Genomic DNA, 24560 nt, shown 5'->3' on the forward strand with positions numbered 1-24560 from the left:
ACAGCGGTGTCAGAACCAGCCGGCTTCCATGTCCAGCGGGGTGCCGTCGAGTGTGCGCAGCAAGGCGTACTGTGCCTGCGTGCGCGGCAGTTCCCAACGGCAGAAGTACCGACACGCCTGGAGCTTGCCCCGGAGGAAGGCTGCTTCGTCTGCGTGCGGCCCCGCGGTCAGTGCCGGGGCGGCCACGCGTGCCTGCTCCAGCCACAGCCAGGCCAGCACGGTGTGCCCACACGCTTCCAGAAACACGGCGGCGTTGGCGAGGCCTCGCACCGGATCTTCGGCCAGAACGGGGCGCAACACCGCCAGGGTCGACTGCAGGTCGGCCAGGGCCGTGCGCACCGCCTCGGCCGTCTCGCGCAACGCGGGGTCGCTTCGGGTTGCCTCGATGGTCTGGCTCATGCGCTGAGCCAGCGCCGCCATGCCGGCCCCCTGCTGCATCACCATCTTGCGGCCGAGCAGGTCCATGGCCTGGATGCCGTGCGTGCCTTCGTGGATGGGGTTCAACCGGTTGTCGCGGTAGAACTGCTCGACGGGGTATTCGCGTGTGTAGCCATAGCCGCCGTGTACCTGAATGGCAAGGTTGTTGGCTGCAAGGCACCACTGCGAGGGCCATGACTTCACGATGGGCGTCAGCACGTCGAGCAGCAGGGCGGCCTCGCGGCGCTGCGCCTCGTCCGGGTGGGTGTGCTGGTCGTCGACCAGGCGGGCGGCATACAGGCACAGCGCGTAGCCGCCTTCCACATAGGCCTTCTGGGCCAGCAGCATGCGGCGCACATCGGCATGCTCGATCAGCTTGCGCTGCGGCTCCAGGGGGTTCTTCGAGTCCGGCAGGCGGCCCTGCGGGCGGTCCCGGGCGTAATCGACGGCGGCCAGGTAGCCGCGGTAGCCCAGCATCACGGCCCCCATGCCTACCCCGATGCGGGCCTCGTTCATCATCTGGAACATGCAGGCCAGACCCTGATGCGGCGGGCCGATGAGTTCGCCCTCGCAGGCGTCTCGCTCGCCGAATGACAGCATGGTCGAGGTCGTGCCCCGCCAGCCCATCTTGTGGATCAGGCCGGCCAGGTTCACGTCGTTGCGCGGCCCGAGGGTGCCGTCGTCGCGCACGCGGAATTTGGGCACGATGAACAGGGAGATGCCCTTGACGCCGGGCGGCGCGTCAGGCAGGCGGGCCAGCACGAGGTGAACGATGTTCTCGCTCAGTTCGTGATCCCCTGCCGAGATGAAGATCTTCTGGCCCTTGATGGCGTAGCGGCCGTCGCCCAGCGGCGTGGCGGTGGTGCGGATGTCGGCCAGGCTGGAGCCGGCCTGGGGCTCGGTCAGGGCCATCGTGCCCATGAATCGCCCGCTGAGCAGCTGGGGGAGATAGCGCTGGCGCTGTGCTTCGGTGCCGAAGCGCAGGATCACGTTGGCATTGCCCTGCGTGAGCCCCGCATACGAACTGATGGCGATGTTGGCCGCCTTGAACAGCGAGCCGCACGCCTGTGCCACCAGCGTCGGTAACTGCATTCCGCCCAGTTCGAAATCATGGCTGGCGGCCAGCAGCCCGGCATCGCAGTAGGCGCGCAACGCGTCGCCCACTTCAGGGGGCAGGTGAACGCGCTCGCCGTCGAAGCGCGGCTCCTGTTCGTCGCACAGGCGGTTCAGCGGTGCAAAGCGCTCGCGGGCCACGGCCTCGGCCGTATCCAGCGCGGCGCTCAGGGTGGCACGGTTGTGCTCCGCATGCCGAGGGCGGGTGCACAGCTGCTCGGCCCGCAGCCAATCGAAAAGCAGGAAGTCGAGGTCGCGGCGATTGACGATCGATGGGGTGCTCATGGTGATCTGCAATGCGGAACGGAATTCTGTGAAGTTGATTTTGTCGCTGTGCATTGTGAAAGGAGTGAGGCGAGCGGAAGGCCACGTAAACCCTATTCCTCTCGATGGGCGCCCGCGTTAGGCTGAATGCATGTCAAAACACAGTTCTGCAATGCAGAACATTGAGCGCCAGGAGATCCGATGCAGAGCGAGCCCTATGCACTGAACGGCCGGGTGGCCGTCATCACGCTGGACAACCCCCCGGTCAACGGGCTCGGCCTGGCCGTGCGCCAGAACGTCGTGCGCGCACTGGATGCCGCCGCGGCCGACCCGGCGGTGGCCGCCGTGGTCATCACCGGCAACGACCGCTTCTTCTCGGGTGGGGCGGATGTGCGCGAGTTCGGCACACCGCTGTCGACCCAGGAGCCCACGCTGCACACCCTCATTGCGACGGTGGAGCGGCTGCCCAAGCCCGTTGTGGCGGCCATCCGCGGCGTCTGCATGGGCGGTGGCCTGGAGCTGGCGCTGGGGTGCCATGGCCGCGTGGCCCGTGCGGATGCCACGGTGGCCTTGCCGGAGGTCAAGCTGGGGCTGCTGCCGGGGGCGGGCGGCACACAACGTCTGCCGCGTGTGGTGGGGCTGGAGACGGCGATCAACATGATCCTGTCGGGCGCCCAGGTGCCGGCGGCGAAGCTGGCGCACACCGCGCTGTTCGATGCGGTGGTGGACGCGGACGATGTGTTGTCTGCCGCCCTGGCGCGCGCCGAGCAGCTTGCTGTCCAGCTGGCCGAGCAGGGCACGCTGCCCCGCGTGCGCGACCGGGCCGTCGACGCCCCGCTGGCCGAGCCGTTCCTGCAGTTCGTCCGGCAGAACGTGGCGGCAGCATCCAAAGGTTATCCGGCGCCACTGGCCTGTGTCGAGGCAGTGGCCGCCTCGGTGAACAGCCCGTTCGACGAAGGCCTGCGCCGTGAGCGCGAGGGCTTTCTGGCGTTGATGCAGACGCCCGAGTCCCGCGCGCTGCGCCACGTCTTCGCAGCCGAACGCGCTGCGCCGAAGATCCCCGACGTGCCGGCCGACACACCGCTGCGGCCGGTGGGCCTGGTGGGCGTGATCGGCGCCGGCACCATGGGCGGCGGCATCGCGATGAACTTCCTCAACGCCGGCATCCCGGTCGTGATCCTGGAGCGCCAGCCCGAGGCGCTGGAGCGTGGGGTCACCACCATCCGTCGCAACTACGAGAACTCGCAGAAAAAGGGCAAGCTCACGGTGGCCCAGGTGCACGAGCGCATGGCCTTGCTCAAGCCCACGCTCTCCTATGGTGACCTCGCGCAGGCCGATCTGGTCATCGAGGCCGTCTACGAAGACATCGGCGTCAAGGAGGAGGTCTTCCGCACGCTCGACGAGGTCTGTCGCCCCGGGGCCATCCTGGCCTCGAACACCTCCACGCTCGACCTAAACCGCATTGCCGCCTTCACCCGCCGGCCGCAGGACGTGATCGGCCTGCACTTCTTCAGTCCCGCCAACGTGATGCGCCTGCTGGAAGTGGTGCGCGGCGAGCACACCGCCAAGGATGTGCTTGCCACGGCCATGCAGCTGGCGCGCACCCTCCGCAAGATCGCGGTGGTGTCCGGTGTGTGCGATGGCTTCATCGGCAACCGCATGATCCACCGCTACGGCGCGGCGGCCAACGACCTCATCGTGCAGGGGGCCTCGCCTCAGCAGGTGGACCGCGCGCTGGAGCGCTTCGGCATGGCCATGGGGCCGTTCCGCATGGGCGACCTGGCCGGGCTGGACATCGGCTGGGCAATCCGCAAGCGCCGCGCAGCCGAGCACCCGGACGATGCACGCCCCAGCGTGGCCGATGCCCTGTGCGAGGCCGGACGCTTCGGGCAGAAGACCGGCGCAGGTTGGTATCGCTACGAAGCCGGCCAGCGCAACGCCGTGCCCGACCCGGACGTGGACGCGCTGATCGCGCGCTTCCGTGCCGAGCACGGCATCACACCGCGCCGCATCAGCGACGAAGAGATCATCGAGCGCTGCATCTACGCGCTGGTCAACGAGGGCGCACGCCTGGCCGAAGAAGGCATTGCGCAACGCGCGTCCGACATCGACATCGTCTACCTGAACGGCTACGGCTTTCCCGCCTACCGCGGGGGGCCCATGCGCTATGCCGACGAAGTGGGGCTGGTGAACGTGGTGCGGGCGCTGAACCGCATCGCGGCCGAGCCCGGCGTGGACCGCACCTTCTGGACGCCCGCGCCCCTGCTCGCCCGCCTGGCCGCCGAAGGCCGCAGCTTCAACTGAGGAATGCACATGACCGAAGCCGTCATCGTTTCCACGGCCCGCACGGGCCTGGCCAAGTCCTGGAAGGGCGCGTTCAACATGACCTATGGCCCGACCCTCGGGGCCCACGCCGTGCGCCACGCGGTGCTGCGGGCCGGCATCGAAGCCGACGAGGTGGAAGACGTCATCATGGGAGGCACCTTCGGCGAAGGGACGACCGGGGGCAACGTGGCGCGGCAGATCGCCTTGCGTGCGGGCCTGCCCGTCACCACTGCCGGCATGACCGTGAACCGCTTCTGTTCGTCGGGCCTGCAGACGATTGCCCTGGCTGCGCAACGCGTGATCGCCGGCGAGGGACAGGTGTATGTCGCGGGCGGGGTCGAGAGCATCTCGTGCGTGCAGAACGAGGCCAACACCCACATGCGGCGCGACCCGTGGCTGGTGGCGAACAAGCCCGAGATCTACTGGAACATGCTGCAGACGGCCGAGCAGGTGGCCGCCCGCTATGGCGTGAGCAAGGAGGCGCAGGACGCGTACGGCGTGCGCTCGCAGCAGCGCGCCGCGGCGGCCCAGCATGCCGGCCTGTTCAACGACGAGATCGTGCCGATGACCACTACCATGGCGGTGGTCGACAAGGCCACGGGCCGCTTCACCACGCGCGAAGTGACGATCTCGTCTGACGAGGGCATACGCCCGGACACGACGCTGGAGGCCGTGCAGAAGATTCGCGCGGCGCTGCCCGGTGGCGTGGTGACTGCCGGCAATGCGAGCCAGTTCTCCGATGGCGCCTCGGCCTGCGTGGTGATGGACCGCCGCCTGGCCGAACGCCGTGGCCTGAAGCCGCTGGGCATCTTCCGTGGTTTTGCCGTGGCCGGCTGCGAGCCCGATGAAATGGGCATCGGCCCGGTGTTTGCCGTGCCCAAGCTGCTGGCCAAGGCCGGGCTGAAGGTCGATGACATCGGGCTGTGGGAGTTGAACGAGGCCTTTGCCGTGCAGGTGCTGTACTGCCGTGATCGCCTCGGCATCCCGGATGAGCGCCTCAATGTGAACGGCGGTGCCATCGCCGTCGGCCACCCCTATGGTGTGTCGGGCTCGCGGCTCACGGGGCATGCCTTGATCGAAGGCCGTCGCCGCGGCGTGAAGTACGTGGTTGTCACCATGTGCATCGGCGGCGGGCAGGGGGCGGCTGGCCTGTTCGAGGTGTGCTGACATGGGTGTGCGACAACTCTTCGACCTCACCGGCCAGGTGGCCCTCATCACCGGCGGCTCGCGGGGGCTGGGCCTGCAGATGGCCGAGGCGCTCGGCGAGATGGGCGCCCGCCTCGTCATCACCGCCCGCAAGGCGGACGAGCTCGATCAGGCCCGGGCCCACCTGCAGGCGCTGGGCCACGAGGTGCATACCGTCGTCAACGACCTGCAGCAGATCGACCGCATCCCGGGCCTGGTCAGTCAGGTGATCGAGCAGGCCGGGCCGATCGACATCCTGGTCAACAACGCCGGCGCCACGTGGGGGTGCAAGGCCGAAGACCATCCCGATGCGGCCTGGCACAAGGTCATGGACCTCAACATCAATGCGCCCTTCTTCCTCACGCGGGAAGTGGGCAAGCGTTGCATGATCCCGCGTGGGCAGGGCAACATCATCGTCACCGCCTCGGTGGCGGGGCTGAAGGGCACACCGCCGGGCATGCACACGATCGCCTACAACACCTCCAAGGCCGCGGCCATCCACTTCGCGCGCACGCTGGCATCCGAATGGGGCCCGTACGGCATTCGCGTCAATGCGCTGTGCCCGGGCTTCTTTCCCACCAGGCTGGCCAACGGGCTCATCGACCAGCTCGGTGATGCGCTGGTGGCCCGCACGCCGCTGCGGCGCCTGGGCGGGGACGAGGACCTGAAAGGCGCGGTGGTCTTTCTCGCGTCCGACGCCTCGCGCCATGTCACGGGCCAGGCGCTGGTGGTCGATGGCGGCGCCAGCGTGATCTGACGCACAGCGCGGCATGGGCGACCTGAACGACAGCGTCTTCTCCGGCACCCTGCCGGTGCTGCCCCAGCATGCCTTCGACGAAGGCCGGCTGGCCGATTTCATTCGCACCAACGTCGGGCCGTTTGCCGGAAACCTGCAGGTCGCGCAGTTCAAGGGCGGGCAGTCGAATCCCACCTTCCTGGTGCAGGCCGGCGGCGAACGCTTCGTGCTGCGTCGCAAGCCGCCGGGCGCGCTCCTGCCATCGGCGCACGCCGTGGAGCGCGAGCACCGGGTGATGAGTGCCCTGGCCGCCACCGACGTGCCGGTGCCTCGCACCCTGGCACTGTGCGAAGACCCCGACGTCATCGGCAGCACCTTCTTCCTGATGGCCCATGTGCCGGGTCGCATCTTCTGGGACCCGACCCTGCCCGGTCACACACCCGTTGAGCGCCGCGCCCTGCTGAACGAGCTGAACCGGGTGATCGCCGCGCTGCACTGTGTCGATCCGGCCGCCGTGGGGCTGTCCGATTACGGCAAGCCGGGCGCCTATCTGGCGCGACAGGTGGCGCGCTGGACGCAGCAATACCGCGCGGCCGAAACCGAACGCATCGAGGCGGTCGATCGCCTGATCGAGTGGCTGCCGGCCCACCTGCCGTCCGACGACGCGCCGCCCGCCATCGTGCATGGCGACTACCGGCTCGATAACGTCATCTTCCACCCGACCGAACCGCGCATTCTGGCAGTGCTGGACTGGGAACTGTCCACATTGGGCCATCCCCTGGTGGACTTCGCCTACCACTGCATGACCTGGCGCATGGACGGCCACACCGGGCGCGGCCTGGGTGACCTGAGTGCACTGGAGCTCGATGCGCTTGGCATCCCACCGGAAGCTCATTACGTGAGCCAGTATTGCGAGCGCACCGGCCGAACCGGCATTCCGGGCGCTGCGTGGTCGTATTACCTGATCTTCAACCTCTTCCGTCTCACCAGCATCCTGCAGGGCGTCACCCGACGGGCCTTGCAGGGCAACGCAGCGAGCGCGGAAGCGCTGACCACCGGACAACGTGCGCGGCCTCTGGCCGAACAGGCCTGGCGCATGGCGCAGGACCTGATGCGTCACCGCTGAATCCCACAAGGAGCCCCCATGGACTTTTCTTACGCCCCCAAGGTCGTCGCGCTGCAGCAGCGTGTGCAGGCCTTCATGGACGAACACATCTACCCCAACGAGGCCCGCTACCACGATGAGGTCGAGGCCAACCGCCAGCGCGGCAACCCCTGGCAGCCCACACAGGTGATGGAGGACTTGAAGGCCAAGGCCCGTGCGGCCGGGCTGTGGAACCTCTTCCTGCCCGAATCGGCCTATGGCGCCGGGCTGACCAACCTCGAATACGCGCCGCTGTGCGAGATCATGGGCCGCTCGCACATCGCGCCGGAGGCCTTCAACTGCTCGGCGCCCGACACCGGCAACATGGAGACCCTGGTGCGTTACGCCACCGAAGCCCAACGCAAGCAGTGGCTCGAGCCGCTGCTGGAGGGGCGCATCCGATCGGCCTTTGCGATGACCGAGCCCGACGTGGCCTCGTCGGACGCGACCAACATCGAAGCGAGCATCCTGCGCGAGGGCGACGAATACGTCATCAACGGCCGCAAGTGGTGGACCTCGGGCGCGCCCGATCCGCGCTGCGAGATCCTCATCTTCATGGGCAAGACGGCACCCGACCACCCGGATCGCCACCAGCAGCAGTCCATGATCCTCGTGCCGATGAAGACACCCGGCGTGCGGCTGGAGCGCGCGCTCAATGTGTTCGGTTACGACCACGCACCGCATGGCCACGGCGAACTGAGCTTCGACAACGTCCGCGTGCCCGTCAGCAATGTGCTGCTCGGCGAAGGCCGGGGTTTCGAGATCGCGCAGGGCCGGCTCGGCCCTGGCCGCATCCACCACTGCATGCGGCTGATCGGTGTGGCCGAGCGAGCGCTGGAGTTGATGTGTCGGCGCGCGCTGGACCGCACCACCTTCGGCCGGCGCCTGGCTGACCAGAGCGTCACCCGCGAACGCATCGCCAACGCCCGCATCCTGATCGACCAGGCGCGCTTCCTGGTGCTGAACGCGGCCTACAAGATGGACACCGTGGGCAACAAGGCTGCGAAGCAGGAGATCGCGATGATCAAGGTGGCGGCGCCCACGATGGCCTGCCAGGTGATCGACTGGGCGATGCAGGTGCATGGGGGCGCAGGCGTGTGCGACGACTTCCCGCTGGCCGCCGCCTATGCGAACTCGCGTACGCTGCGCTATGCCGATGGGCCCGACGAGGTGCACCGCAACCAGATCGGCAAGCTGGAACTCGCCCGCTACGAGGCCGCTCGCACTGCGCACTGACCCCATCACCTGTCACCCGGATCCAACGCCATGTCCGATCGCCACTTTGCCCACTGGCCCCGCCATGTCAGCCGCCACCTGAGCGTGCCCGCCACCAACCTGTACACCAACCTCGAGATCTCGGCCCTGCGCTTTCCCGACAAGCGCGCGCTGGTCTTCTATGACTCGGTAACGACCTATGCCGAACTGAAGGACCAGACCGAACGGCTCGCCGGCCATCTGCAGCAGGTGTGCGGCGTGAAGGCGGGCGACCGGGTGCTGCTCTACATGCAGAACAGCCCGCAGTTCATCATCGGGTACTACGCCATCCTGCGTGCGAACGCGGTGGTGGTGCCCGTCAACCCGATGAACCTGACCGAGGAGCTGCGCCACTATGTGAGCGATGCCGATGCCCGCGTCGTGCTCTGCCCGCAGGATCTCTTTGCACAGGTCCGCCCGCTGCTGCAGGAAGGCCGCGCGGCCGCGTTGGCCGATGACGCCGCGCCCGGCCTGCGCCATGCCGTGGTCGCGGCTTACAGCGACCACCTGACGGTGCCCACCGAACTCCCGGTGCCGGCCTTTGTGAAGGACCCGCGCCAGCCACTGGACGAGCCGGGCGCGCAGGCGTGGGCGGACGCGCTGGCGGCGAACCGCCGCCCCGGCCCGCTCACGCAGGGCCCTGACGACCTCGCCGTGATGCCCTACACCTCGGGCACCACCGGCCATCCGAAGGGTTGCATGCACACGCACCGCAGCGTCATGTACAACACCGTGGCCGGCACGCAGTGGCTGATGACCACGCAGGATGCGGTGCAGCTGGCCGTGCTGCCCTTCTTCCATGTCACGGGCATGGAGAACGGCATGAACGGCTCGATCTACGTGGGCGCGACCATCGTGGTGCTGCCCCGCTGGGACCGTGATGCCGCGGCGCAACTCATCCAGCGCTACCGCGTCACGGGCACGCAGATGATCGTCACCATGGTGATCGACCTGTTGTCCAACCCGCGGCTGGCCGAGTACGACCTCTCCAGCATCTCGCGCCTCAGCGGGGGCGGGGCCGCCATGCCCGAGGCCCTGGCCACGCGCCTGAAGGAGATGTGCGACCTCGACTACCTCGAGGGCTATGGCATGTCGGAGACGATGGCCCCCACGCACATCAACCCGCCCCAGCGGCCGATGAAGCAGTGCCTGGGCATTCCCATCTTCGACGTCGACGCGCGCGTGGTCGACCCCGACACCTTCCGCGAACTGCCGCCCGGCGAAGTCGGCGAGATCGTGGTGCACGGCCCGCAGGTGATGCAGGGCTACTGGAAGCAACCGGCCGCCACGGCATCGAGCTTCATCGAGCTGGATGGCAAGCGCTTTCTGCGCACCGGCGACCTGGCCCGCACCGACGAGCACGGCTACTTCTACATGGTCGACCGGCTCAAGCGCATGATCAACGCCTCGGGCTTCAAGGTCTGGCCGGCCGAGGTCGAGGCGCTGATGTATGCCCACCCGGCCATCCAGGAGGTCTGCGTGATCGCGGCCCGTGATGAGCGGCGCGGCGAGACGGTCAAGGCCGTCGTCGTGCTGAAGGAGGCGCACCGCGGCCGCGTCACCGAGCAGGAGATCGTCGACTGGGCGCACGAGCACATGGCGGCCTACAAGAGCCCCCGCGTGGTCGCCTTTGCCGACACGCTGCCGAAGTCGGGCGCCGGCAAGGTGCTGTGGCGCGCGCTGCAGGCTCAGGAAGCCTGACGCAGCGCGCGGGGCAGGGCGCCACTCAGTGGTACGCCGGCCAGCTTTGCAAGGTTTCCTTGTCGGCGCTCACGTAGACCGCATCGTGCTCGCGGTCGATGCCGCGGGTCAGCGCAATCGGCACGGCGATCTCGCCCCCGGGTCGCCAGCGCGCCGTGTCGACAATCAGCTGCTGCACCGCCCAGGTGTGTTCGTCGATCAGCAGGTCGTCGACCTTGCCGATCTGCCCTTCCGGGGTGGTCAGGTTGTAGCCCAGTACCTCGCGCGTGCAGTGGATGTGGGCCTCCGCCAGGGGGCGATTTGCGGCGAGCGCTTCCTCTTCCAGAGCCGAGCCGGTGATGTCGACCGGCAGCGGCATTTCGCCGGCTTCCATGGGTTCCGGGACCTGTTCCCAGTAGAGCGGCGTGTCATAGTACGCCGCATAGGCCCGCTCCTGGCGCCGTGTCAGCGGCCGCGCGGAGTCGAACTGAGGGCCGTGCAGCACGTCGTCCTTGAGCAGTTCAATCTGCAGCTGCCGGTTGGTCGATGCGTCTTGCCGGATGGCCGTGGGCGGGATCAGCACATGGCGTTCGCTTGGCCAGTGTCCGGTGCGCACACCGAGATAACGGATGCCCCACTGCTCGTCATCGAAGTACAGGGCGTCGACCACGCCCACCTCGCCGTCCAGCGCCGTGACGACGGCGCCCTTGAGTTGACTGGCTTTGTGCAACATGCTGGATCTCCTTTTCTGGGGTCGGATGGCGACAGAGCGCACGCCCGGTGCAGCACGCCTGACACGCATCCCGCCCTGCGGCAATGGCCGTTCCCGGCGCAGCGCATGCGAATCGATCAGGCCGGGCGTGCAGCCGGTAAGTTTTTCCGCAGTGCCGGCCGGCTCGATGGCCTTGCGACTTACAGCTCGCGCAGGCCGCTCACCATCAGCGCAAGCGGCGCCAGCGAGGCAAAGATCAGCATGATTCGATGGAAGACCGGACCGGCGAACCGGGACTCCAGGTAATAGCGGATCACGATCAGCGCCTTGATCCACGCAACGATGGCAATGACGAAGGTCATGGCCATGCGGCTGGTGCCAGCGTGTGACTGGCCCGCGGCCTGAATGCTCACGAGCGAGAGCATCAGCAGCGCGATCCAGGCCAGGGTGGTGGGTTGCAGTTTCATCATGCGAAGGCGTAAAACAACGCGAAGACCATCAGCCACACCATGTCGGTGGCATGCCAGTAGGTGGCGATGGCTTCGAGGCCGCGGTGGTCGTCGGCGGTGTAGCCGCCGTACCGGAACCGCACCAGGCCCCACGCCATGCCCATCAGGCCCCACGACGCGTGGATGAAGTGGTTGATGGTGAGGTAGTAGTACACGACGACGAAGACGCCGGCCGAGGCATCGATGCCGTGCGCCAAGTTCCAGCGCCACTCCAGCACCTTGAGCAGCGGGTAGATGAGCCCGGTGAGCAGGGCCAGGGCCAGCCAGCGCTGCCCCCACACCAGGTCGCCATCCCGGGTGCTGGCAATGGCGCGGGTCAGCAGGTAGCCGCCGGTGACCATGACGGCCGTGACACACAGCCCGCCCAGCGTCCACAGGCGCGTCGCACCCTGCTGAAAGGCCTCGGGGTTGTGCCAGCGCGCCACGAAGTACACGGCGAAGAAGACGGCGAACTCGATGTATTCGAGGCTCACGCCCACCCACATGGCCTGGATGCCGGGCCGCCTGTGTGCCTCGGCGGGGACGGGGGCGGCAGGCGGGGTGGCCGCCTCACCGGGCCAGGGGGCAGCGTCGGCGCCTGCGTTGCTCATGTTCATTCCGCGCACCCATTAATTGATGCTTCTGCGATGCATGTTAAGTGAGCGAGGACAACGACTCAAGCAGAGCACCGGGGGCGTGAGGGGGTATGCGGGTGGAAAAGAAAAAAGCCCCGGGTGGTGCGCACCCTGGGGCTTGGTGTCGACGGAACGCCGAGTCGGGTCAGCGCGCTTGTGTTGACCTTTCTAGTGTAAACAAGACAAAAAGCCAATAGCGTCAACGACTTATCCGGTCTAATTTCTGGCGCGTGTCAACAGCAGTCGCTGGCGGTGCTGACGCCGACAGTCTCGCCCCCTAACACGGTGTCAACGGCCCGACCCATGGCAGGATCCGCTTGTTTGTTGAATGGCGCAACAAGTCGTCCTGGAATCCAGGATCGACGCGACAACGTGTGGGGGGCTCAATGGCGCGAATTGGAATTCGTCACTTGGAGGATTTGGCGAGACAGCCAGCTGGAAAGACTCAGCTTGGCGAACTTGTCCGTCGGATGGTTTACGCCACCGTCGCGAAACAACAACCGCATCTTCACTTCCTTGCCGGTGAGACCAATGGGTATGCGGGCTGGGATGGCTGGGTGGAATGCAGTTACGAAGAACACTTGGAGTTCCGAGCCCACAAGTCCGTTTGGGAGCTGAGCACAGACAGGAACTACGAGCAGAAGTTCAAGAGGGATTACAGGTCGGCTTGCACAAAGGCTCTACCAAACGGATGGCGTAAGGCCGACACTATCTACGTCGGCTTGACGATGTGGAGCGTGACCCCCATTGCGCTGGCAAAAATCAAAGCGGAAATCATCAAGAAGAACGGTAATCCGTGGGCGGGTGTCGTGCTTCTGGCTGCAGACGACGTGTTGCAGTGGCTTGAGAAGCTCCCGTCTGTCGAAGATTGGGCTACTGTCGAATTTCGAGCTGGGGTCGGTCGCTTTGGCAAGGCGCTAGAGCACTGGTTCTCATCCTGGGCAAAGCAGACTACCCCGCACGTTTCTACAGAACTGTTGAGCTGCGGAAGGGATTTGACTCCGCTTGTCGGTGCATTCAAGACCGAGAGTGGGCCGAGCGCTGCTCTGCAATGCGATTCTCAAGACGAGGCGGTGGCCTTGGTGTACTGCGCAATGCAGACTTTACCGGAGGACGAGGCCAGGCTGTTACTCGCAAACGCATTGGTGGTCACCAACGAAGACTTCGCTGACAGTCTCGCAGACGAGGAGCCGCCAGCAAATGGGCTCCAAACGGTTGTTCTCACGCCTCCTGCGACCGTGCATCAGAACAGACTAGTTCAGGCCGGATACAGGGTCATACGTGCTTTGGGGCGAGTTGATGACGCTGTCGGGGTTCTGCAGTTCGAACGAGCGAGCGTTCGTGACTTCGCTGCGGCTCTCGCGAGCGATCACATGTCCGTGTCTCCAGCTGACGCGGAGATACAGGCTCGGTCTGCTGGATGTAGCGTATCAATCTGGCACATACGCAACTTGTTCCAGCGCGCAGCCCAACCGGGACTGCCGGCATGGGCCGTTTCCCCCTCTGATGCCGTCATCGCGGCTGTGTTTGCCGGTGCTTGGGTCGATGTATCGGAAAAGGATGTGACGCTTTTGGCGTCAATCGCAGGTATGCCTGGCGCCCAAATAGAGTCGGTTCTCACCCCTTTTGCGCTAGGTCCAACTCCATTGCTTGAACGGGTTGGAGTTAACAGACTGATCATTGCACCTACTGAACCGCCCCGGCTTTGAAGGAGGCTCCCTCGTTTGAGATGATGGAGCCAAGATGAGAAGTTCGAAGTATTCCCCCGAGGTTCGCGAGCGCGCGGTGCGCATGGTGCTGGAGCACCGAGATGAGCACCCGTCACAGTGGGCGGCCATCGAGTCCATCGCCGGCAAGATCGGTTGCACGGCGCAGACGCTGGACAATTGGATCAAGCAGCACGAGCGCGACCACGGCCTGCGCGGTGGGCCGACGACGGCGGAAGCGCAGCGCATCAAAGATCTCGAGCGCGAGGTGCGCGAACTGCGCAAGGCCAACGAGATTCTGAAGCTGGCCAGCGCGTTTTTCGCCCAGGCGGAGCTCGACCGCCGCATCAAGTCCTGAAGGCGTTCGTCGACCGGCATCGCCAAGAATTCGGGGTCGAGTCGATCTGCCGCGTGCTGCAGATCGCCCCGTCGGCGTACTGGCGGCACGCGGCCTGTCAACGCGACCCGGCGCTGCTGTGCCGACGCAGCTTGCGCGACGCTGAACTGGCGCCGCAGATTCGTCGCGTGTGGCAGGCGAACTTCGGGGTCTACGGTGCCGACAAGGTCTGGCACCAACTGCGTCGAGAAGGCATCGACATCGCGCGCTGCACCGTGGAGCGCTTGATGCGCCAGCACGGCCTGCAGGGAGTTCGCCGAGGCAAGCGACAGCGCACGACGGTGCCTGACCCGAAGGCGCCATGCCCGTTGGATCGTGTGAATCGGCAGTTCAAGGCCGACCATCCGAACCAGCTGTGGGTCACCGACTTCACCTACGTCTCGACGTGGCAAGGCTGGGTCTACGTGGCCTTCGTGATCGACGTGTTCAGCCGTCGGATCGTCGGTTGGCGCCAGAGCAGCTCGATGCACACGGAGTTCGTCCTCGACGCTCTGGAACAAGCGTTGTACGCCCGGCGGCCGACCGAGAAGGACGGGCTCATCTGTCATTCCGACAGGGGGTCGCAATACCTGTCGATTCGCTACAGCGAGCGCTTGGCCGAGGCTGGCATCGAACCCTCCGTCGGCAGCCGCGGTGACAGTTACGACAACGCGCTGGCCGAGACGATCAACGGGCTCTACAAGGCCGAGGTGATTCACCGCCGCGGGCCGTGGAAGACGAAGCAGGCGGTCGAGCTGGCGACGCTGGAATGGGTCGCCTGGTTCAACCACCATCGGCTGATGGCACCCCTGGGCTACAGGCCACCTGCCGAGTTCGAAGACCGATACCATTCCCAACGCGCTAGTCAGGCCGCGATCAACGTCTGACTCAAAGCAACTGGCCTCCGCAGAAGCCGGGGCGGTTCATCCATCACCGACCTACTGTCCGTGCTGGTGAGCCTTAACTGAACCTTCGGAGCGTTCGGGAACGCGCGCGCAAGCTCGCTATTCAGATTTTCAATCAGAGGTTGAATGCCGGGGTCAGCATCGATCGGCTGGGCAGGTGCCCGCAGGCGATCGCGCTCCGCGAGCAGCGCACCTGAAGGCTGGGCCGCGGCCGCCAGCACGGTGCGCTTGAAAAGTTCGTTCCCCCACGAAAACACTTTGTCCCATGTCCTGCTCGCGCGCACGAGATAAAAGCTCAGTTCCTGGATGAGCTTGCCCGGAACAGGGGCTGGTGCCTCGTCGGCGAAGGGATCGATGGGATCATCGTGGTCGTGGAAGTAGCGCACTGTTTCGACAGCCAAGCTGTCGTGGTCAAAGCGCGCTTGAACGCCGAGTTGACAGCACAGCTTCCACGAAGGGTTGTTGCGCGCCGGATGCACATGGCCTGTTGCCTCGTCAAGCCATTTGACGACCGCCCGTTCATCCCGAAACCACTGGCTGCTCTGTTCCGGGTCGTCCCCAGGAAAATCAGTGACCGTCGCGACGACTTTGATCCTATCGGCCGGCTGCGGATTGGAGCCGAAGAAGTCATGCTCCGTTAGTTCGCGAACCAGACGATCTCTGCCAAGCACGAGAGTCAGAGCTTCGATCAGAGTCGTCTTGCCAGTATTGTTGTCCCCGACAAGAACGGGATGTCTGCCGAATTGCACGAAGCCACTTCTTACGCCCCGAAAGTTCTCGATTCTCAAGTTAGCTATTCGCACTTTTCTCCCCTTCGCTTATGAATGCTTCGGACCGCAGGCTCTGTCCGCTAGGTGCCCTGATCGTCACAATCTAAGCTCAGGCTAACCAAAGCCAGCTGACAGCGCTGTCATCGAATTGGTGCTGCTGGCCAAGAGCGGTCGACCTGCTACGTGGCCCTCAAAGCTTGCAACTAGACTGAGGCGGATCCATCCGACTCTGCCGCTTTGGCCCCCGAGACGATGTCATGTCGGAGCTGTGCAGGAAGAGTTATTTACATGTCTTGAATAGTAGCTTGTAGCCCGGAGAACACCCCAAGCCCCAAGAACCACGTCAACAAGAAAAAAGCCCCAAGTGACAAGCACTTAGGGCCTCTTGTTTACCATCTTGGCAAAGGTAAATCCTAGAACGGAATGTCGTCATCCATGTCGTCAAACCCAGTCGACGACTTGGGGGCCGGTGCGGGTGCCGGACGGGGGGCCGGTGCCGGGCGCGCAGCCGGACGGGCCGGGGGGGCCTGCTCGAACTCGTCGCCGCCACCCTGACCGCCGCCGTAGCCGCTGCCCTGGGCGCCGCCGCCATAGCCACCGCCACTGCCGCCCTCACGGCCGCCGAGCAGTTGCATCTGTTCGGCAACGATCTCGGTCGTGTAGTTGTCCTTGCCGTCCTTGTCCTGCCACTTGCGGGTCTTCAGGCGGCCTTCCACGTACACGGGGCGGCCCTTCTTCAGGTACTCGCCGGCGATCTCGGCCAGGCGGTCATAGAACACGACGCGGTGCCATTCCGTTTCCTCCACCTTGTCACCGGAATTCTTGTCCTTCCAGTTGCGCGTGGTGGCCACCGAGACGTTGCACACCGCAGCGCCGTTGGGGGTGTAACGCACTTCGGGGTCGCGACCCAGGTTGCCGATGAGGATGACTTTGTTGATGGAGGCCATGGCCGCTCCTGCAGAGAGATGGTTGGTTAAAAAGGGTGCCGTTTGTTAAGCCTGCGCATTATCGCCGGCCCCTGCGCCCCGCACATCCCCCCGGCATCCCCCGCTGGGGTCACCCGGTGTGGGGAGGGCGTCGGCGCGACTTACACTTCTCCGGCGGTCGCCTGCCGGCCGCTTCTTCGCAGGAGCCGCCCCATGTGCCAGCTGCTGGGCATGAACTGCAACACGCCCACCGACATCGTTTTCAGTTTTTCCGGTTTTGCCACCCGCTCCACGGAGCACGGGGATGGCTTCGGCATCGCCTTTTACGAAGGGCGGGGCGTGCGCCTGTTCGTCGATCACCAGGCGGCCCGTGTGTCGCCCGTGGCCGACCTGATCAAGCACTATCCCATCAAGAGCCGGCATGCCATCGCCCACATCCGCAAGGCGACGCAGGGCGTGGTGGCGCTGGAAAACTGCCACCCCTTCATGCGCGAACTGTGGGGCCGGCACTGGGTGTTTGCGCACAACGGCAACCTGGTCGACTACCACCCGCGGCTGCACGGCAGCTTCCAGCCGGTGGGCGACACCGACAGCGAGCGCGCCTTCTGCTGGCTGATGCAGGAGCTGGCCAAGAGCCACGCTTCGATGCCACCCGTGGCCGAGCTCACGTTGACGCTGAAGGAACTGGTGCCGCAGATTGCGCGCCACGGCACCTTCAACTTCATGCTGAGCCAGGGCGATGCGCTGTGGACGCACTGCGCCACGCACCTGCACTACCTGGTGCGCCGCCATCCGTTCGGCCTGGCGCAACTGCAGGACCAGGACATGGCGCTGAATTTCGCCGAGCACACGGAGCCCGGCGACCGCGTGGCCGTGATCGCCACCCAACCACTGACCACGAACGAGCCGTGGGTGACCATGCAGCCCGGTGAGTTGCTGGCCTTTGTGGGCGGTGAGCCCATCGGGGTCTCAGCCGTCGGCTGAGTGGTCAGGCGGTAGCGTCGAACAGCTCCCGCCCGATCAGCGTGCGCCGGATCTCGGACGTGCCCGCGCCGATCTCGTAGAGCTTGGCATCGCGCCACAGCCGGCCCATCGGGTAGTCGTGGATGTAGCCGTTGCCGCCGAGCAGCTGGATGCCGTCACCCGCCACGCGCGTGGCCTGCTCGGCCGTCCACAGGATGAGCGCGGCGCAGTCCTTGCGCAGGTGACGTGCCCCGCCCGGGCCGGCGGCATCGAGGTTGCGCGCCACGGTGTAGGCCAGACAACGTGCGGCCTGCAGCGCGGTGTACATGTCGGCCACCTTGGCCTGCACCAGCTGGAACTGGCCGATGGGCTGGCCGAACTGGTGGCGGTCGTGCACATACGGCAGCACGTTGTCGAGCGCGGCCTGCATGATGCCGATGGGCCCGCCCGACAGCACGGCGCGTTCGGTGTCGAGGCCGCTCATCAGCACCTTCACGCCGCCGCCCATCTCGCCCAGCACCTGCTCGCGAGGCACGAAGGCCTGCTCGAACACCAGCTCGCCCGTGGGTGAGCCGCGCATGCCGAGCTTGTCGAGCCGCTGCGCCACGCGGAAACCCGGCGTGCCTTGCTCGATCAGAAAGGCGGTGATGCCGCGCGGGCCGGCGTCCATGTCGGTCTTGGCGTAGACCACCAGCGTGTCGGCCACAGGGCCGTTGGTGATCCACATCTTGCTGCCGTCGAGCAGAAAGCCGTCGACGCCGTCGCGGCGGTGCGGCGTGGCCTTCAGCCGCATGCTGACCACATCGGAGCCGGCCTCGGGCTCGCTCATGGCCAGCGCGCCGATGTGCTGGCCGCTGATGAGCGGCGGCAGGTAGCGGCGCTGTTGCGCCTCGGTGCCGTGGCGGTGGATCTGGTTGACGCACAGGTTGCTGTGTGCGCCGTAGCTCAGCGCCACCGAGGCCGAGGCGCGGCTGATCTCTTCCATGATGACGAGGTGGGCCAGATACCCGAGCCCGGCGCCGCCGTACGCTTCGCTGACCGTGGGGCCGAGCACGCCGAGTTCGCCGAGCCGCGGCCACAGGTCGACCGGGAAGGCGTCGTCGCGGTCGATGCGGGCGGCGTGCGGCGCGATCTCGCGCTGGGAGAAGGCCTGCACGGCGTCGCGCAGCGCGTCGATCTCGTCACCGAGGTGGTGTTGCAGTCCGGGCAGGTCCATGGTGTCTCCTCGTGTTGTCACGGCGGGCGGCAACCATGGCGGCGGACAGGCTCAATACATGAGCCTGTTTCAGCCGGCTGGGGGTCGCGTGGCCAGCAGCGCGTTGGCCACGCGCGAGACCGGCTTGCGGTCCAGCGCGCGGGAAATGAAATCGGCGGTGTCCACCAGGGCGTCCAGGTCGATGCCGGTGGCGATGCCCAGGCCGTGCAGCAGGTAGACCACGTCTTCGGTGGCGACGTTGCCGGTGGCGCCCTTGGCGTAGGGGCAGCCGCCGAGGCCGGCCACGCTGGTGTCGAAGGTGTGGACGCCCAGCTGCAGGCAGGCGTGGATGTTGGTGAGGGCTTGGCCGTAGGTGTCGTGAAAATGGCCGCTGAGCTCGGCCACCGGCACGCGTTGCAGGGCCCGCTCCATCACGCGCTGCACCTGGCCGGCCGTGCCCACGCCGATGGTGTCGGCGATGCCGATGTGGTCGCAGCCGATGCCGAGCAGGCGGTCGACCACGTCGTCCACGTCATCGACCGGGACCTCGCCCTGGTAGGGGCAGCCCAGCGCACACGACACCGCCGCACGCACCCGCATGCCATGGGCATGGGCGGCGGCCACCACGGGCTGGAAGCGCGCGATGGATTCGGTGATGCTGCAGTTGATGTTGCGCTGGCTGAAGGCCTCGCTGGCGGCGGCAAACACCACGACTTCATCGGCGCCGGCGGCCAGCGCGCCTTCGAAGCCCTTCATGTTGGGCGTGAGCACGCTGTAGCGCACCCCGGGCTGGCGCTGGATGCCGGCCATGACCTCGGTGGCATCGGCCATCTGCGGCACCCACTTGGGGCTGACGAAGCTGGTGGCTTCGATCTGGCGCAGTCCGGCGGCCTGCAGGCGATGAACCAGTTCGGTCTTGGTGACGGCAGAAACCGGGGCGGCCTCGTTCTGCAGGCCATCTCGCGGGCCGACATCGACGAGGGTGACGTGGGTGGGCAGCATGTTCAATCCAGACGCAGGAGTTCATCGCCCTCTGCGACCTGGTCGCCCACGGCACAGCGCAGCTCGGCCACGGTGCCATCGCGCGGCGCGCAGAGGGTGTGCTCCATTTTCATCGCTTCCGTGACGGCCAGCGGCGTGCCGGCCTTCACGTGTTGCCCGGCTTCCACCAGCAGGGCCACCACGCGGCCCGGCATGGGGGCGGTGAGTCGCGCGTGGCCGGCGTCCTGATTCCGGGATGCCTGAGGTGGGCGCTCGCGCACGGTCAACGGGTGCGCTTGGGGCCATTCGGCGCAGAAGGCGTGCCAGGCGTCACCCCGCGCGTACAGGTGCAGGCGATGCGTGCCGGCCGAGACGTGAGGTGGAGTTGCGGGGGCGGTGCTGTCGGTGTGGCCGGCCCGATCCAGCGGGACGAGCGTGACGCTGACCTGTGTGTCGCCATGGCGGTGCAGGACGAGCTGCGCGTGGGCGTTGCCGACCTGGAGCGCGTGTGCGCCACCGCGGCGCGTCCACGTCAGCTCGACCAACCGATCACCGCTTTGCAGTGTGTGGCGCGTGGTGCGGGCGCCAGTCAGTTGCCAGGCGTCGGTGGCCGACCATGGGTCGCGCCAACTTGCCCTCAGCGTGCCGGTGTCATCGGGCAGGATTCCGCCGGCAGCCCCCGTTGCCCCCGCAGCCTGCGGCGAAGGCGCTTCCCCCCCCGGGGCATGCGCGCCGGGCTCTTGCCCTGCCACCCAGGCCGCGGCCACCCACAGATCGCTGACGGGATCTGGGTGCAGCAGCGCATCGGCTTCGGTGGCGATCAGCCCGGTGTCCAGTTCGGCCTGCAACCAACGCGGGTGTCGGGCCAGCCGCCGCAGAAAGGCCAGGTTGTGCGGCAGCCCGGCCACATGCAGGTGGTCCAGCGCCTGCTGCAGGCGCCGCAGCGCGGTGGCCCGGTCTTCGCCCCACACAATCAGCTTGGCCAGCATGGCGTCGTAATGCGGACCGATCGCATCGCCTTCGCCGATGCCGCTGTCCAGCCGCACCGGCGCGATCTGGAAGGCCGCATGCGACGGGGGGCGCCACACGGTGACCGGGCCGGTGGCCGGCAGGAAGCCCTGCTCGGGTTGCTCTGCGCACAACCGCGCTTCGATGGCATGGCCCCGCAGCGTGATCTGTTCCTGGCGCAAGGGCAGGGGCTCGCCCGCGGCGACGCGCAGTTGCCATTCGACCAGGTCGAGCCCGGTGATGGCTTCGGTGACCGGGTGCTCGACCTGCAGGCGCGTGTTCATCTCCATGAACCAGAAACGGCCCGTGTCGGCCACGTCGGCTTCGCAGATGAACTCGACCGTGCCCGCACCCACATAGCCGACGCTGCGCGCCGCGGCGATGGCCGCCTGACCCATGCGGGCTCGCACGGCGGCGGGCAGGCCGGGGGCGGGGGCTTCTTCCAGCACCTTCTGGTGGCGGCGCTGGATGGAGCAGTCGCGTTCGAAGAGGTGGACGTAGTGGCCTTGCGTGTCGCCGAAGACCTGCACCTCGATGTGGCGAGGGCGTTCCACCAGGCGCTCGATCAGCACGCGCGCATCGCCGAAGCTGGCTTGGGCCTCACGCTGACACGAGGCCAGGGCCGCCGCGAAGTCGGTGGCCTGGTGCACGGCCCGCATGCCGCGCCCACCACCGCCGGCCGTGGCCTTGATCAGCACGGGGTAGCCGATGCGCTCGGCTTCGGCAGCCAGCGTGGCCAGGTCCTGTGTTTCGCCGTGGTAGCCGGGTACCAGTGGCACGCCGGCCTCGGTCATCAGGGATTTGGCGGCGGCCTTGCTGCCCATCGCGGCAATGGCCTCGGCCGGCGGGCCGATGAACACCACCCCGGCATCCCGGCAAGCCTGGGCGAACGCCGCGTTCTCGCTGAGGAAGCCGTAGCCCGGGTGGATGGCCTCGGCGCCACTGCGGCGAGCGATGTCGATCAAGGCCGCACCGTCCAGCCAGGCGGCACGGGGCTGGCTGGCATCGGCGCAGGGCAGGGGCCAGGCCTCATCGGCGGCGTGCACATGGCGTGCATGGGCTTCATCGGGTGTGAAGACGGCCATCGTGCGCACGCCCATCCGCCGCGCGCTCGCTGCGATGCGGCACGCGATCTCTCCACGGTTGGCGATCAGGATGGTGCGGAACATGGCGAGCCTTTCTCCTGGCTCAGTCGTTGAGCTCGTCAGCGCCGTCGTCGCGCAGCGAGCGGCGGTGCAGGCGGTCGGCTTCCAGCCAGTTCGGCGGTCGGCGCTGCAGAAACGCCTGGACCCCCTCGCGACCTTCGGCGCTGGCGCGGGCGTCGGCAATGCGGCGGGCAGTCAGGTCGCGCAGCGGGGCGTCGATGGGGCGGCCTGCCACCTCGTCGACGAGGCGCTTGCAGGCTCGCACTGCCTGCGGGCTGTTGCGCGCGATGGCCTGGGCCAGCCGGTTCACGCTGGCCTCCAGCGCGTTCAGGTCGGGTTGAGTCTCATGGATCAGTCCGTGAGCTTGTGCCGTGTGGGCCTCGAAGGTCTCCGCCGTCATGAACCAGCGCCGTGCGGTGCGCTCGCCCACCGCCCGGACGACATACGGGCTGATGGTGGCCGGGATCAGGCCGAGGGCCGCTTCCGACAGCCGGAATGTGGCCGACGTCACGCCCACGGCGATGTCGGCGCACGCCACCAGACCCACGCCCCCGCCGTAACAAGCGCCTTGCACGCTGGCGATGACCGGCACCGGGCAGCTGGCCACCGCGTGGAACATCGCGGCCAGTGCCTCGGCGTCGGCATGGTTGGCCGCCCAGTCCTGCTCGGCCGCGGTGCGCATGTGGCGCAGGTCCGCGCCCGCACAGAAACTCGGCCCGTCGGCTTCGAGGATCACCACGCGCACGTGTGGTGCGCCGGCAAGCTCGCGAAAGGCGTTGGTGAGGGCCGTGATCAGTGCCGGGTCGAGCGCGTTGTGTGGGGCAGGGCGCTGCAGGCGGACCCGTGCCACGCCGGGCTCGGTCGGATCCGGCCAGGTCAGCGACAGTGGCGCGGGGGGCGCCTGGGCGGCGTCCGGGGTGGGGCGGTCTGGTCGGCTGTTCACGACGTGCCTCACATGCGGAACACGCCGAACCGGGTTTCCGGAATCGGCGCGTTGAGGCTGGCGCTCAGGCCCAGGGCCAGAACGCGCCGGGTGTCGGTCGGGCGGATGATGCCGTCGTCCCACAGTCGGGCGGCGGCGTGGTAAGGGTGGCCCTGGGTTTCGTACTGCGCACGGATGGGGACCTTGAACGCGGCCTCCTCGTCTTCTGACCAGTTCATGCCTTGAGCCTGAAGCGCATCGCGGCGCACCGTGGCCAGCACGCTGGCGGCCTGCTCGCCGCCCATCACGCTGATGCGGGCGTTGGGCCACATCCACAGAAAGCGCGGGTTGTAGGCGCGGCCGCACATGCCGTAGTTGCCCGCGCCGAACGAGCCGCCGATCACCACCGTGAACTTCGGCACCTCGGCACAGGCCACGGCCGTGACCAGCTTGGCACCAGCCCGGGCAATGCCCTGGTGCTCGTACTGGCGGCCCACCATGAAGCCGGTGATGTTCTGCAGAAAGACCAGCGGAATGCGGCGCTGGCAGCACACTTCGATGAAGTGCGCGCCCTTCTGTGCGCTTTCGGCAAACAGGATGCCCTGGTTGGCCAGGATGCCGACCGGCATGCCTTCGATGTGTGCAAAGCCCGTGACCAGGGTGCTGCCGTAGCGGGCCTTGAACTCGTCGAATTCGGAGTCGTCCACCAGCCGGGCGATCAGCTCGCGCACCTCGAAGGCCTGGCGGGCCGTTTGCCCCTGTTCGTCCAGCGGGATCAGGCCCATCAGCTCGGTGGGGTCGTGTCGCGGGGGGCGAGGCGGCCGCAAGACCAGGTCCGGCTGTTTGCGATGGTTGAGTCGCGCCACGCACTGGCGTGCCAGCAACAGGGCGTGGCGGTCGTCGTCAGCCAGGTGGTCGGCCACGCCGGACAGCCGTGTGTGCACATCGCCGCCGCCCAGTTCTTCGGCGGTCACGACCTCGCCGGTGGCGGCACGCACCAGAGGCGGCCCGCCCAGGAAGATGGTGCCCTGCTCGCGCACGATGATGGTCTCGTCACACATGGCAGGTACATAGGCACCACCTGCGGTGCACGACCCCATCACCACGGCGATCTGCGGGATGCCGGCTGCGCTCATGCGGGCCTGGTTGTAGAAGATGCGGCCGAAGTGGTCGCGGTCGGGGAAGACCTCGTCCTGGTGGGGCAGGTGCGCGCCGCCCGAGTCGACCAGATACACGCACGGCAAGCGGTTGGCTTCGGCGATCTCCTGCGCGCGCAGGTGTTTCTTCACCGTCAGCGGAAAGTACGTGCCGCCCTTCACCGTGGCGTCGTTGGCCACCACCATGCATTCCACGCCATGGATGCGACCGATGCCGGCCACCACCCCGGCGCCAGGCGCCGCGCCGTCGTACACGCCCAGCGCGGCCAGAGGGGCGACCTCAAGAAACGGCGCGTTGCCATCAAGCAGTTGCCCAATGCGGTCGCGCGGCAGCAGCTTGCCGCGTGCCAGGTGCCTGGCGCGGGCCTCGGCACCGCCGCCTTGCGCCACGCGCGCCAGGTGAGCGTCCAGGTCATCCACCAGCGCCTGCATGGCCCGGGCGTTGACCTTGAAACCTTCCGATCGCGGATTGAGCTGCGTGTCGAGCACAGGCATGGCACGGTCCCTTTGCAGACCATCATGCCGAGGTGCGCGGGTTGTGGGCTCCTGTCTT

The 24560-nt window shown here is 67.0% G+C and carries 20 protein-coding genes and 1 other annotated feature; of the genes, 9 read left to right on the forward strand and 11 right to left on the reverse strand.

What is annotated here, in order from left to right; translation table 11 throughout:
* Positions 1–9 precede the first annotated feature (9 nt).
* Complete coding sequence (locus tag DEH84_RS02135; RefSeq protein ID WP_109038159.1) at positions 10–1815, reverse strand: acyl-CoA dehydrogenase; 1806 nt, start codon at positions 1813–1815, stop codon at positions 10–12.
* A gap of 180 nt (positions 1816–1995) precedes the next feature.
* Between DEH84_RS02135 and DEH84_RS02140 the strand changes: the two genes are divergently transcribed.
* The 6 genes from DEH84_RS02140 to DEH84_RS02165 are packed head-to-tail and all read left to right on the forward strand — an operon-like array spanning position 1996 to position 10139.
* A complete protein-coding gene (locus tag DEH84_RS02140) occupies positions 1996–4098 on the forward strand; it encodes a 3-hydroxyacyl-CoA dehydrogenase NAD-binding domain-containing protein (protein ID WP_109034328.1) in 2103 nt (700 codons plus the stop codon).
* Positions 4099–4107: 9 nt separating this feature from the next.
* Positions 4108–5286, forward strand: coding sequence for an acetyl-CoA C-acyltransferase (locus DEH84_RS02145; protein ID WP_109038160.1), 1179 nt, complete (start codon positions 4108–4110; stop codon positions 5284–5286).
* 1 nt (position 5287) lies between these two features.
* On the forward strand, positions 5288–6061 hold the full coding sequence (locus DEH84_RS02150; RefSeq protein WP_109034330.1) for an SDR family oxidoreductase: 774 nt from the start codon (positions 5288–5290) through the stop codon (positions 6059–6061).
* A gap of 13 nt (positions 6062–6074) precedes the next feature.
* Positions 6075–7166 (forward strand): phosphotransferase, encoded by a 1092-nt coding sequence (locus DEH84_RS02155; RefSeq protein ID WP_109034333.1) that lies wholly within the window; start codon positions 6075–6077, stop codon positions 7164–7166.
* Positions 7167–7184: 18 nt separating this feature from the next.
* The gene (locus tag DEH84_RS02160) at positions 7185–8420 is read left to right on the forward strand and encodes an acyl-CoA dehydrogenase family protein (RefSeq protein WP_109034336.1); all 1236 of its coding nucleotides are present in this window, start codon (positions 7185–7187) and stop codon (positions 8418–8420) included.
* A 30-nt stretch (positions 8421–8450) separates the two neighbouring features.
* Positions 8451–10139, forward strand: coding sequence for a long-chain fatty acid--CoA ligase (locus DEH84_RS02165; RefSeq protein ID WP_109034339.1), 1689 nt, complete (start codon positions 8451–8453; stop codon positions 10137–10139).
* A gap of 25 nt (positions 10140–10164) precedes the next feature.
* Here DEH84_RS02165 and DEH84_RS02170 read toward each other — a convergent pair whose 3' ends face one another.
* From DEH84_RS02170 to DEH84_RS02180, 3 genes are all read right to left on the reverse strand, one after another.
* Complete coding sequence (locus DEH84_RS02170) at positions 10165–10851, reverse strand: PRC-barrel domain containing protein (RefSeq protein ID WP_109034341.1); 687 nt, start codon at positions 10849–10851, stop codon at positions 10165–10167.
* Between the two features lie 179 nt (positions 10852–11030).
* Positions 11031–11300: a hypothetical protein gene (locus DEH84_RS02175; protein ID WP_109034344.1), complete on the reverse strand. Its 270-nt coding sequence runs from the start codon at positions 11298–11300 to the stop codon at positions 11031–11033.
* Entirely contained in the window at positions 11297–11929 is a 633-nt protein-coding gene (locus DEH84_RS02180) for a cytochrome c oxidase subunit 3 (protein WP_218929747.1), read from the reverse strand. Before DEH84_RS02180 ends, DEH84_RS02175 begins: the two co-directional genes overlap by 4 nt.
* Before the next feature lie 494 nt (positions 11930–12423).
* On the opposite strand from DEH84_RS02180, the gene DEH84_RS02185 reads away from it, so the two are divergent.
* A complete protein-coding gene (locus DEH84_RS02185; RefSeq protein WP_109034346.1) occupies positions 12424–13662 on the forward strand; it encodes a hypothetical protein in 1239 nt (412 codons plus the stop codon).
* Positions 13663–13696: 34 nt separating this feature from the next.
* Positions 13697–14922, forward strand: a protein-coding gene (locus DEH84_RS02190) for an IS3 family transposase (RefSeq protein ID WP_109034349.1) whose coding sequence is annotated in 2 segments (ribosomal slippage) — positions 13697–13982 and positions 13982–14922 — 1227 coding nt in all. Because the reading frame shifts where the segments join, the coding sequence is not laid out codon by codon here.
* Positions 13972–14088 (forward strand) — a sequence feature (AL1L pseudoknot). Its footprint overlaps the gene before it by 117 nt.
* Here the strand turns inward: DEH84_RS02190 and DEH84_RS02195 are convergent.
* Together DEH84_RS02195 and ssb are read right to left on the reverse strand one after the other, a co-directional pair.
* Positions 14901–15728, reverse strand: a complete 828-nt coding sequence (locus DEH84_RS02195) for a DUF2813 domain-containing protein (RefSeq protein ID WP_218929748.1) — start codon at positions 15726–15728, stop codon at positions 14901–14903. The genes DEH84_RS02190 and DEH84_RS02195 overlap by 22 nt on opposite strands.
* Positions 15729–16123: 395 nt before the next feature.
* Entirely contained in the window at positions 16124–16657 is a 534-nt protein-coding gene (gene ssb, locus DEH84_RS02200; RefSeq protein ID WP_109034352.1) for a single-stranded DNA-binding protein, read from the reverse strand.
* A 192-nt stretch (positions 16658–16849) separates the two neighbouring features.
* On the opposite strand from ssb, the gene DEH84_RS02205 reads away from it, so the two are divergent.
* Positions 16850–17620 (forward strand): class II glutamine amidotransferase, encoded by a 771-nt coding sequence (locus tag DEH84_RS02205; protein WP_109034354.1) that lies wholly within the window; start codon positions 16850–16852, stop codon positions 17618–17620.
* A 4-nt stretch (positions 17621–17624) separates the two neighbouring features.
* Here the strand turns inward: DEH84_RS02205 and DEH84_RS02210 are convergent, their stop codons facing one another.
* The 5 genes from DEH84_RS02210 to DEH84_RS02230 all read right to left on the reverse strand — a co-directional run bounded on the left by DEH84_RS02210 (position 17625) and on the right by DEH84_RS02230 (position 24502).
* A complete protein-coding gene (locus DEH84_RS02210; RefSeq protein ID WP_109034357.1) occupies positions 17625–18815 on the reverse strand; it encodes an isovaleryl-CoA dehydrogenase in 1191 nt (396 codons plus the stop codon).
* Positions 18816–18884: 69 nt separating this feature from the next.
* Positions 18885–19796, reverse strand: a complete 912-nt coding sequence (locus tag DEH84_RS02215; protein ID WP_109034359.1) for a hydroxymethylglutaryl-CoA lyase — start codon at positions 19794–19796, stop codon at positions 18885–18887.
* 2 nt (positions 19797–19798) lie between these two features.
* On the reverse strand, positions 19799–21952 hold the full coding sequence (locus DEH84_RS02220; protein WP_109034362.1) for an acetyl/propionyl/methylcrotonyl-CoA carboxylase subunit alpha: 2154 nt from the start codon (positions 21950–21952) through the stop codon (positions 19799–19801).
* 19 nt (positions 21953–21971) lie between these two features.
* Positions 21972–22814 (reverse strand): enoyl-CoA hydratase-related protein, encoded by an 843-nt coding sequence (locus tag DEH84_RS02225; protein WP_109038162.1) that lies wholly within the window; start codon positions 22812–22814, stop codon positions 21972–21974.
* Between the two features lie 65 nt (positions 22815–22879).
* Positions 22880–24502: a carboxyl transferase domain-containing protein gene (locus DEH84_RS02230; RefSeq protein WP_109034364.1), complete on the reverse strand. Its 1623-nt coding sequence runs from the start codon at positions 24500–24502 to the stop codon at positions 22880–22882.
* Positions 24503–24560: the final 58 nt, after the last annotated feature.

The organism is Aquabacterium olei (genome assembly GCF_003100395.1).
In the GTDB taxonomy this organism is placed as follows: Bacteria; Pseudomonadota; Gammaproteobacteria; order Burkholderiales; family Burkholderiaceae_C; genus Aquabacterium; species Aquabacterium olei.

Coding starts and splice junctions, on each gene's coding strand:
- DEH84_RS02135 (WP_109038159.1), bottom strand. CDS start 1,815: ATGAGCACCCCATCGATCGTCAATCGCCGCGACCTCGACTTCCTGCTT.
- DEH84_RS02140 (WP_109034328.1), top strand. CDS start 1,996: ATGCAGAGCGAGCCCTATGCACTGAACGGCCGGGTGGCCGTCATCACG.
- DEH84_RS02145 (WP_109038160.1), top strand. CDS start 4,108: ATGACCGAAGCCGTCATCGTTTCCACGGCCCGCACGGGCCTGGCCAAG.
- DEH84_RS02150 (WP_109034330.1), top strand. CDS start 5,288: ATGGGTGTGCGACAACTCTTCGACCTCACCGGCCAGGTGGCCCTCATC.
- DEH84_RS02155 (WP_109034333.1), top strand. CDS start 6,075: ATGGGCGACCTGAACGACAGCGTCTTCTCCGGCACCCTGCCGGTGCTG.
- DEH84_RS02160 (WP_109034336.1), top strand. CDS start 7,185: ATGGACTTTTCTTACGCCCCCAAGGTCGTCGCGCTGCAGCAGCGTGTG.
- DEH84_RS02165 (WP_109034339.1), top strand. CDS start 8,451: ATGTCCGATCGCCACTTTGCCCACTGGCCCCGCCATGTCAGCCGCCAC.
- DEH84_RS02170 (WP_109034341.1), bottom strand. CDS start 10,851: ATGTTGCACAAAGCCAGTCAACTCAAGGGCGCCGTCGTCACGGCGCTG.
- DEH84_RS02175 (WP_109034344.1), bottom strand. CDS start 11,300: ATGATGAAACTGCAACCCACCACCCTGGCCTGGATCGCGCTGCTGATG.
- DEH84_RS02180 (WP_218929747.1), bottom strand. CDS start 11,929: ATGAGCAACGCAGGCGCCGACGCTGCCCCCTGGCCCGGTGAGGCGGCC.
- DEH84_RS02185 (WP_109034346.1), top strand. CDS start 12,424: ATGGTTTACGCCACCGTCGCGAAACAACAACCGCATCTTCACTTCCTT.
- ssb (WP_109034352.1), bottom strand. CDS start 16,657: ATGGCCTCCATCAACAAAGTCATCCTCATCGGCAACCTGGGTCGCGAC.
- DEH84_RS02205 (WP_109034354.1), top strand. CDS start 16,850: ATGTGCCAGCTGCTGGGCATGAACTGCAACACGCCCACCGACATCGTT.
- DEH84_RS02210 (WP_109034357.1), bottom strand. CDS start 18,815: ATGGACCTGCCCGGACTGCAACACCACCTCGGTGACGAGATCGACGCG.
- DEH84_RS02215 (WP_109034359.1), bottom strand. CDS start 19,796: ATGCTGCCCACCCACGTCACCCTCGTCGATGTCGGCCCGCGAGATGGC.
- DEH84_RS02220 (WP_109034362.1), bottom strand. CDS start 21,952: ATGTTCCGCACCATCCTGATCGCCAACCGTGGAGAGATCGCGTGCCGC.
- DEH84_RS02230 (WP_109034364.1), bottom strand. CDS start 24,502: ATGCCTGTGCTCGACACGCAGCTCAATCCGCGATCGGAAGGTTTCAAG.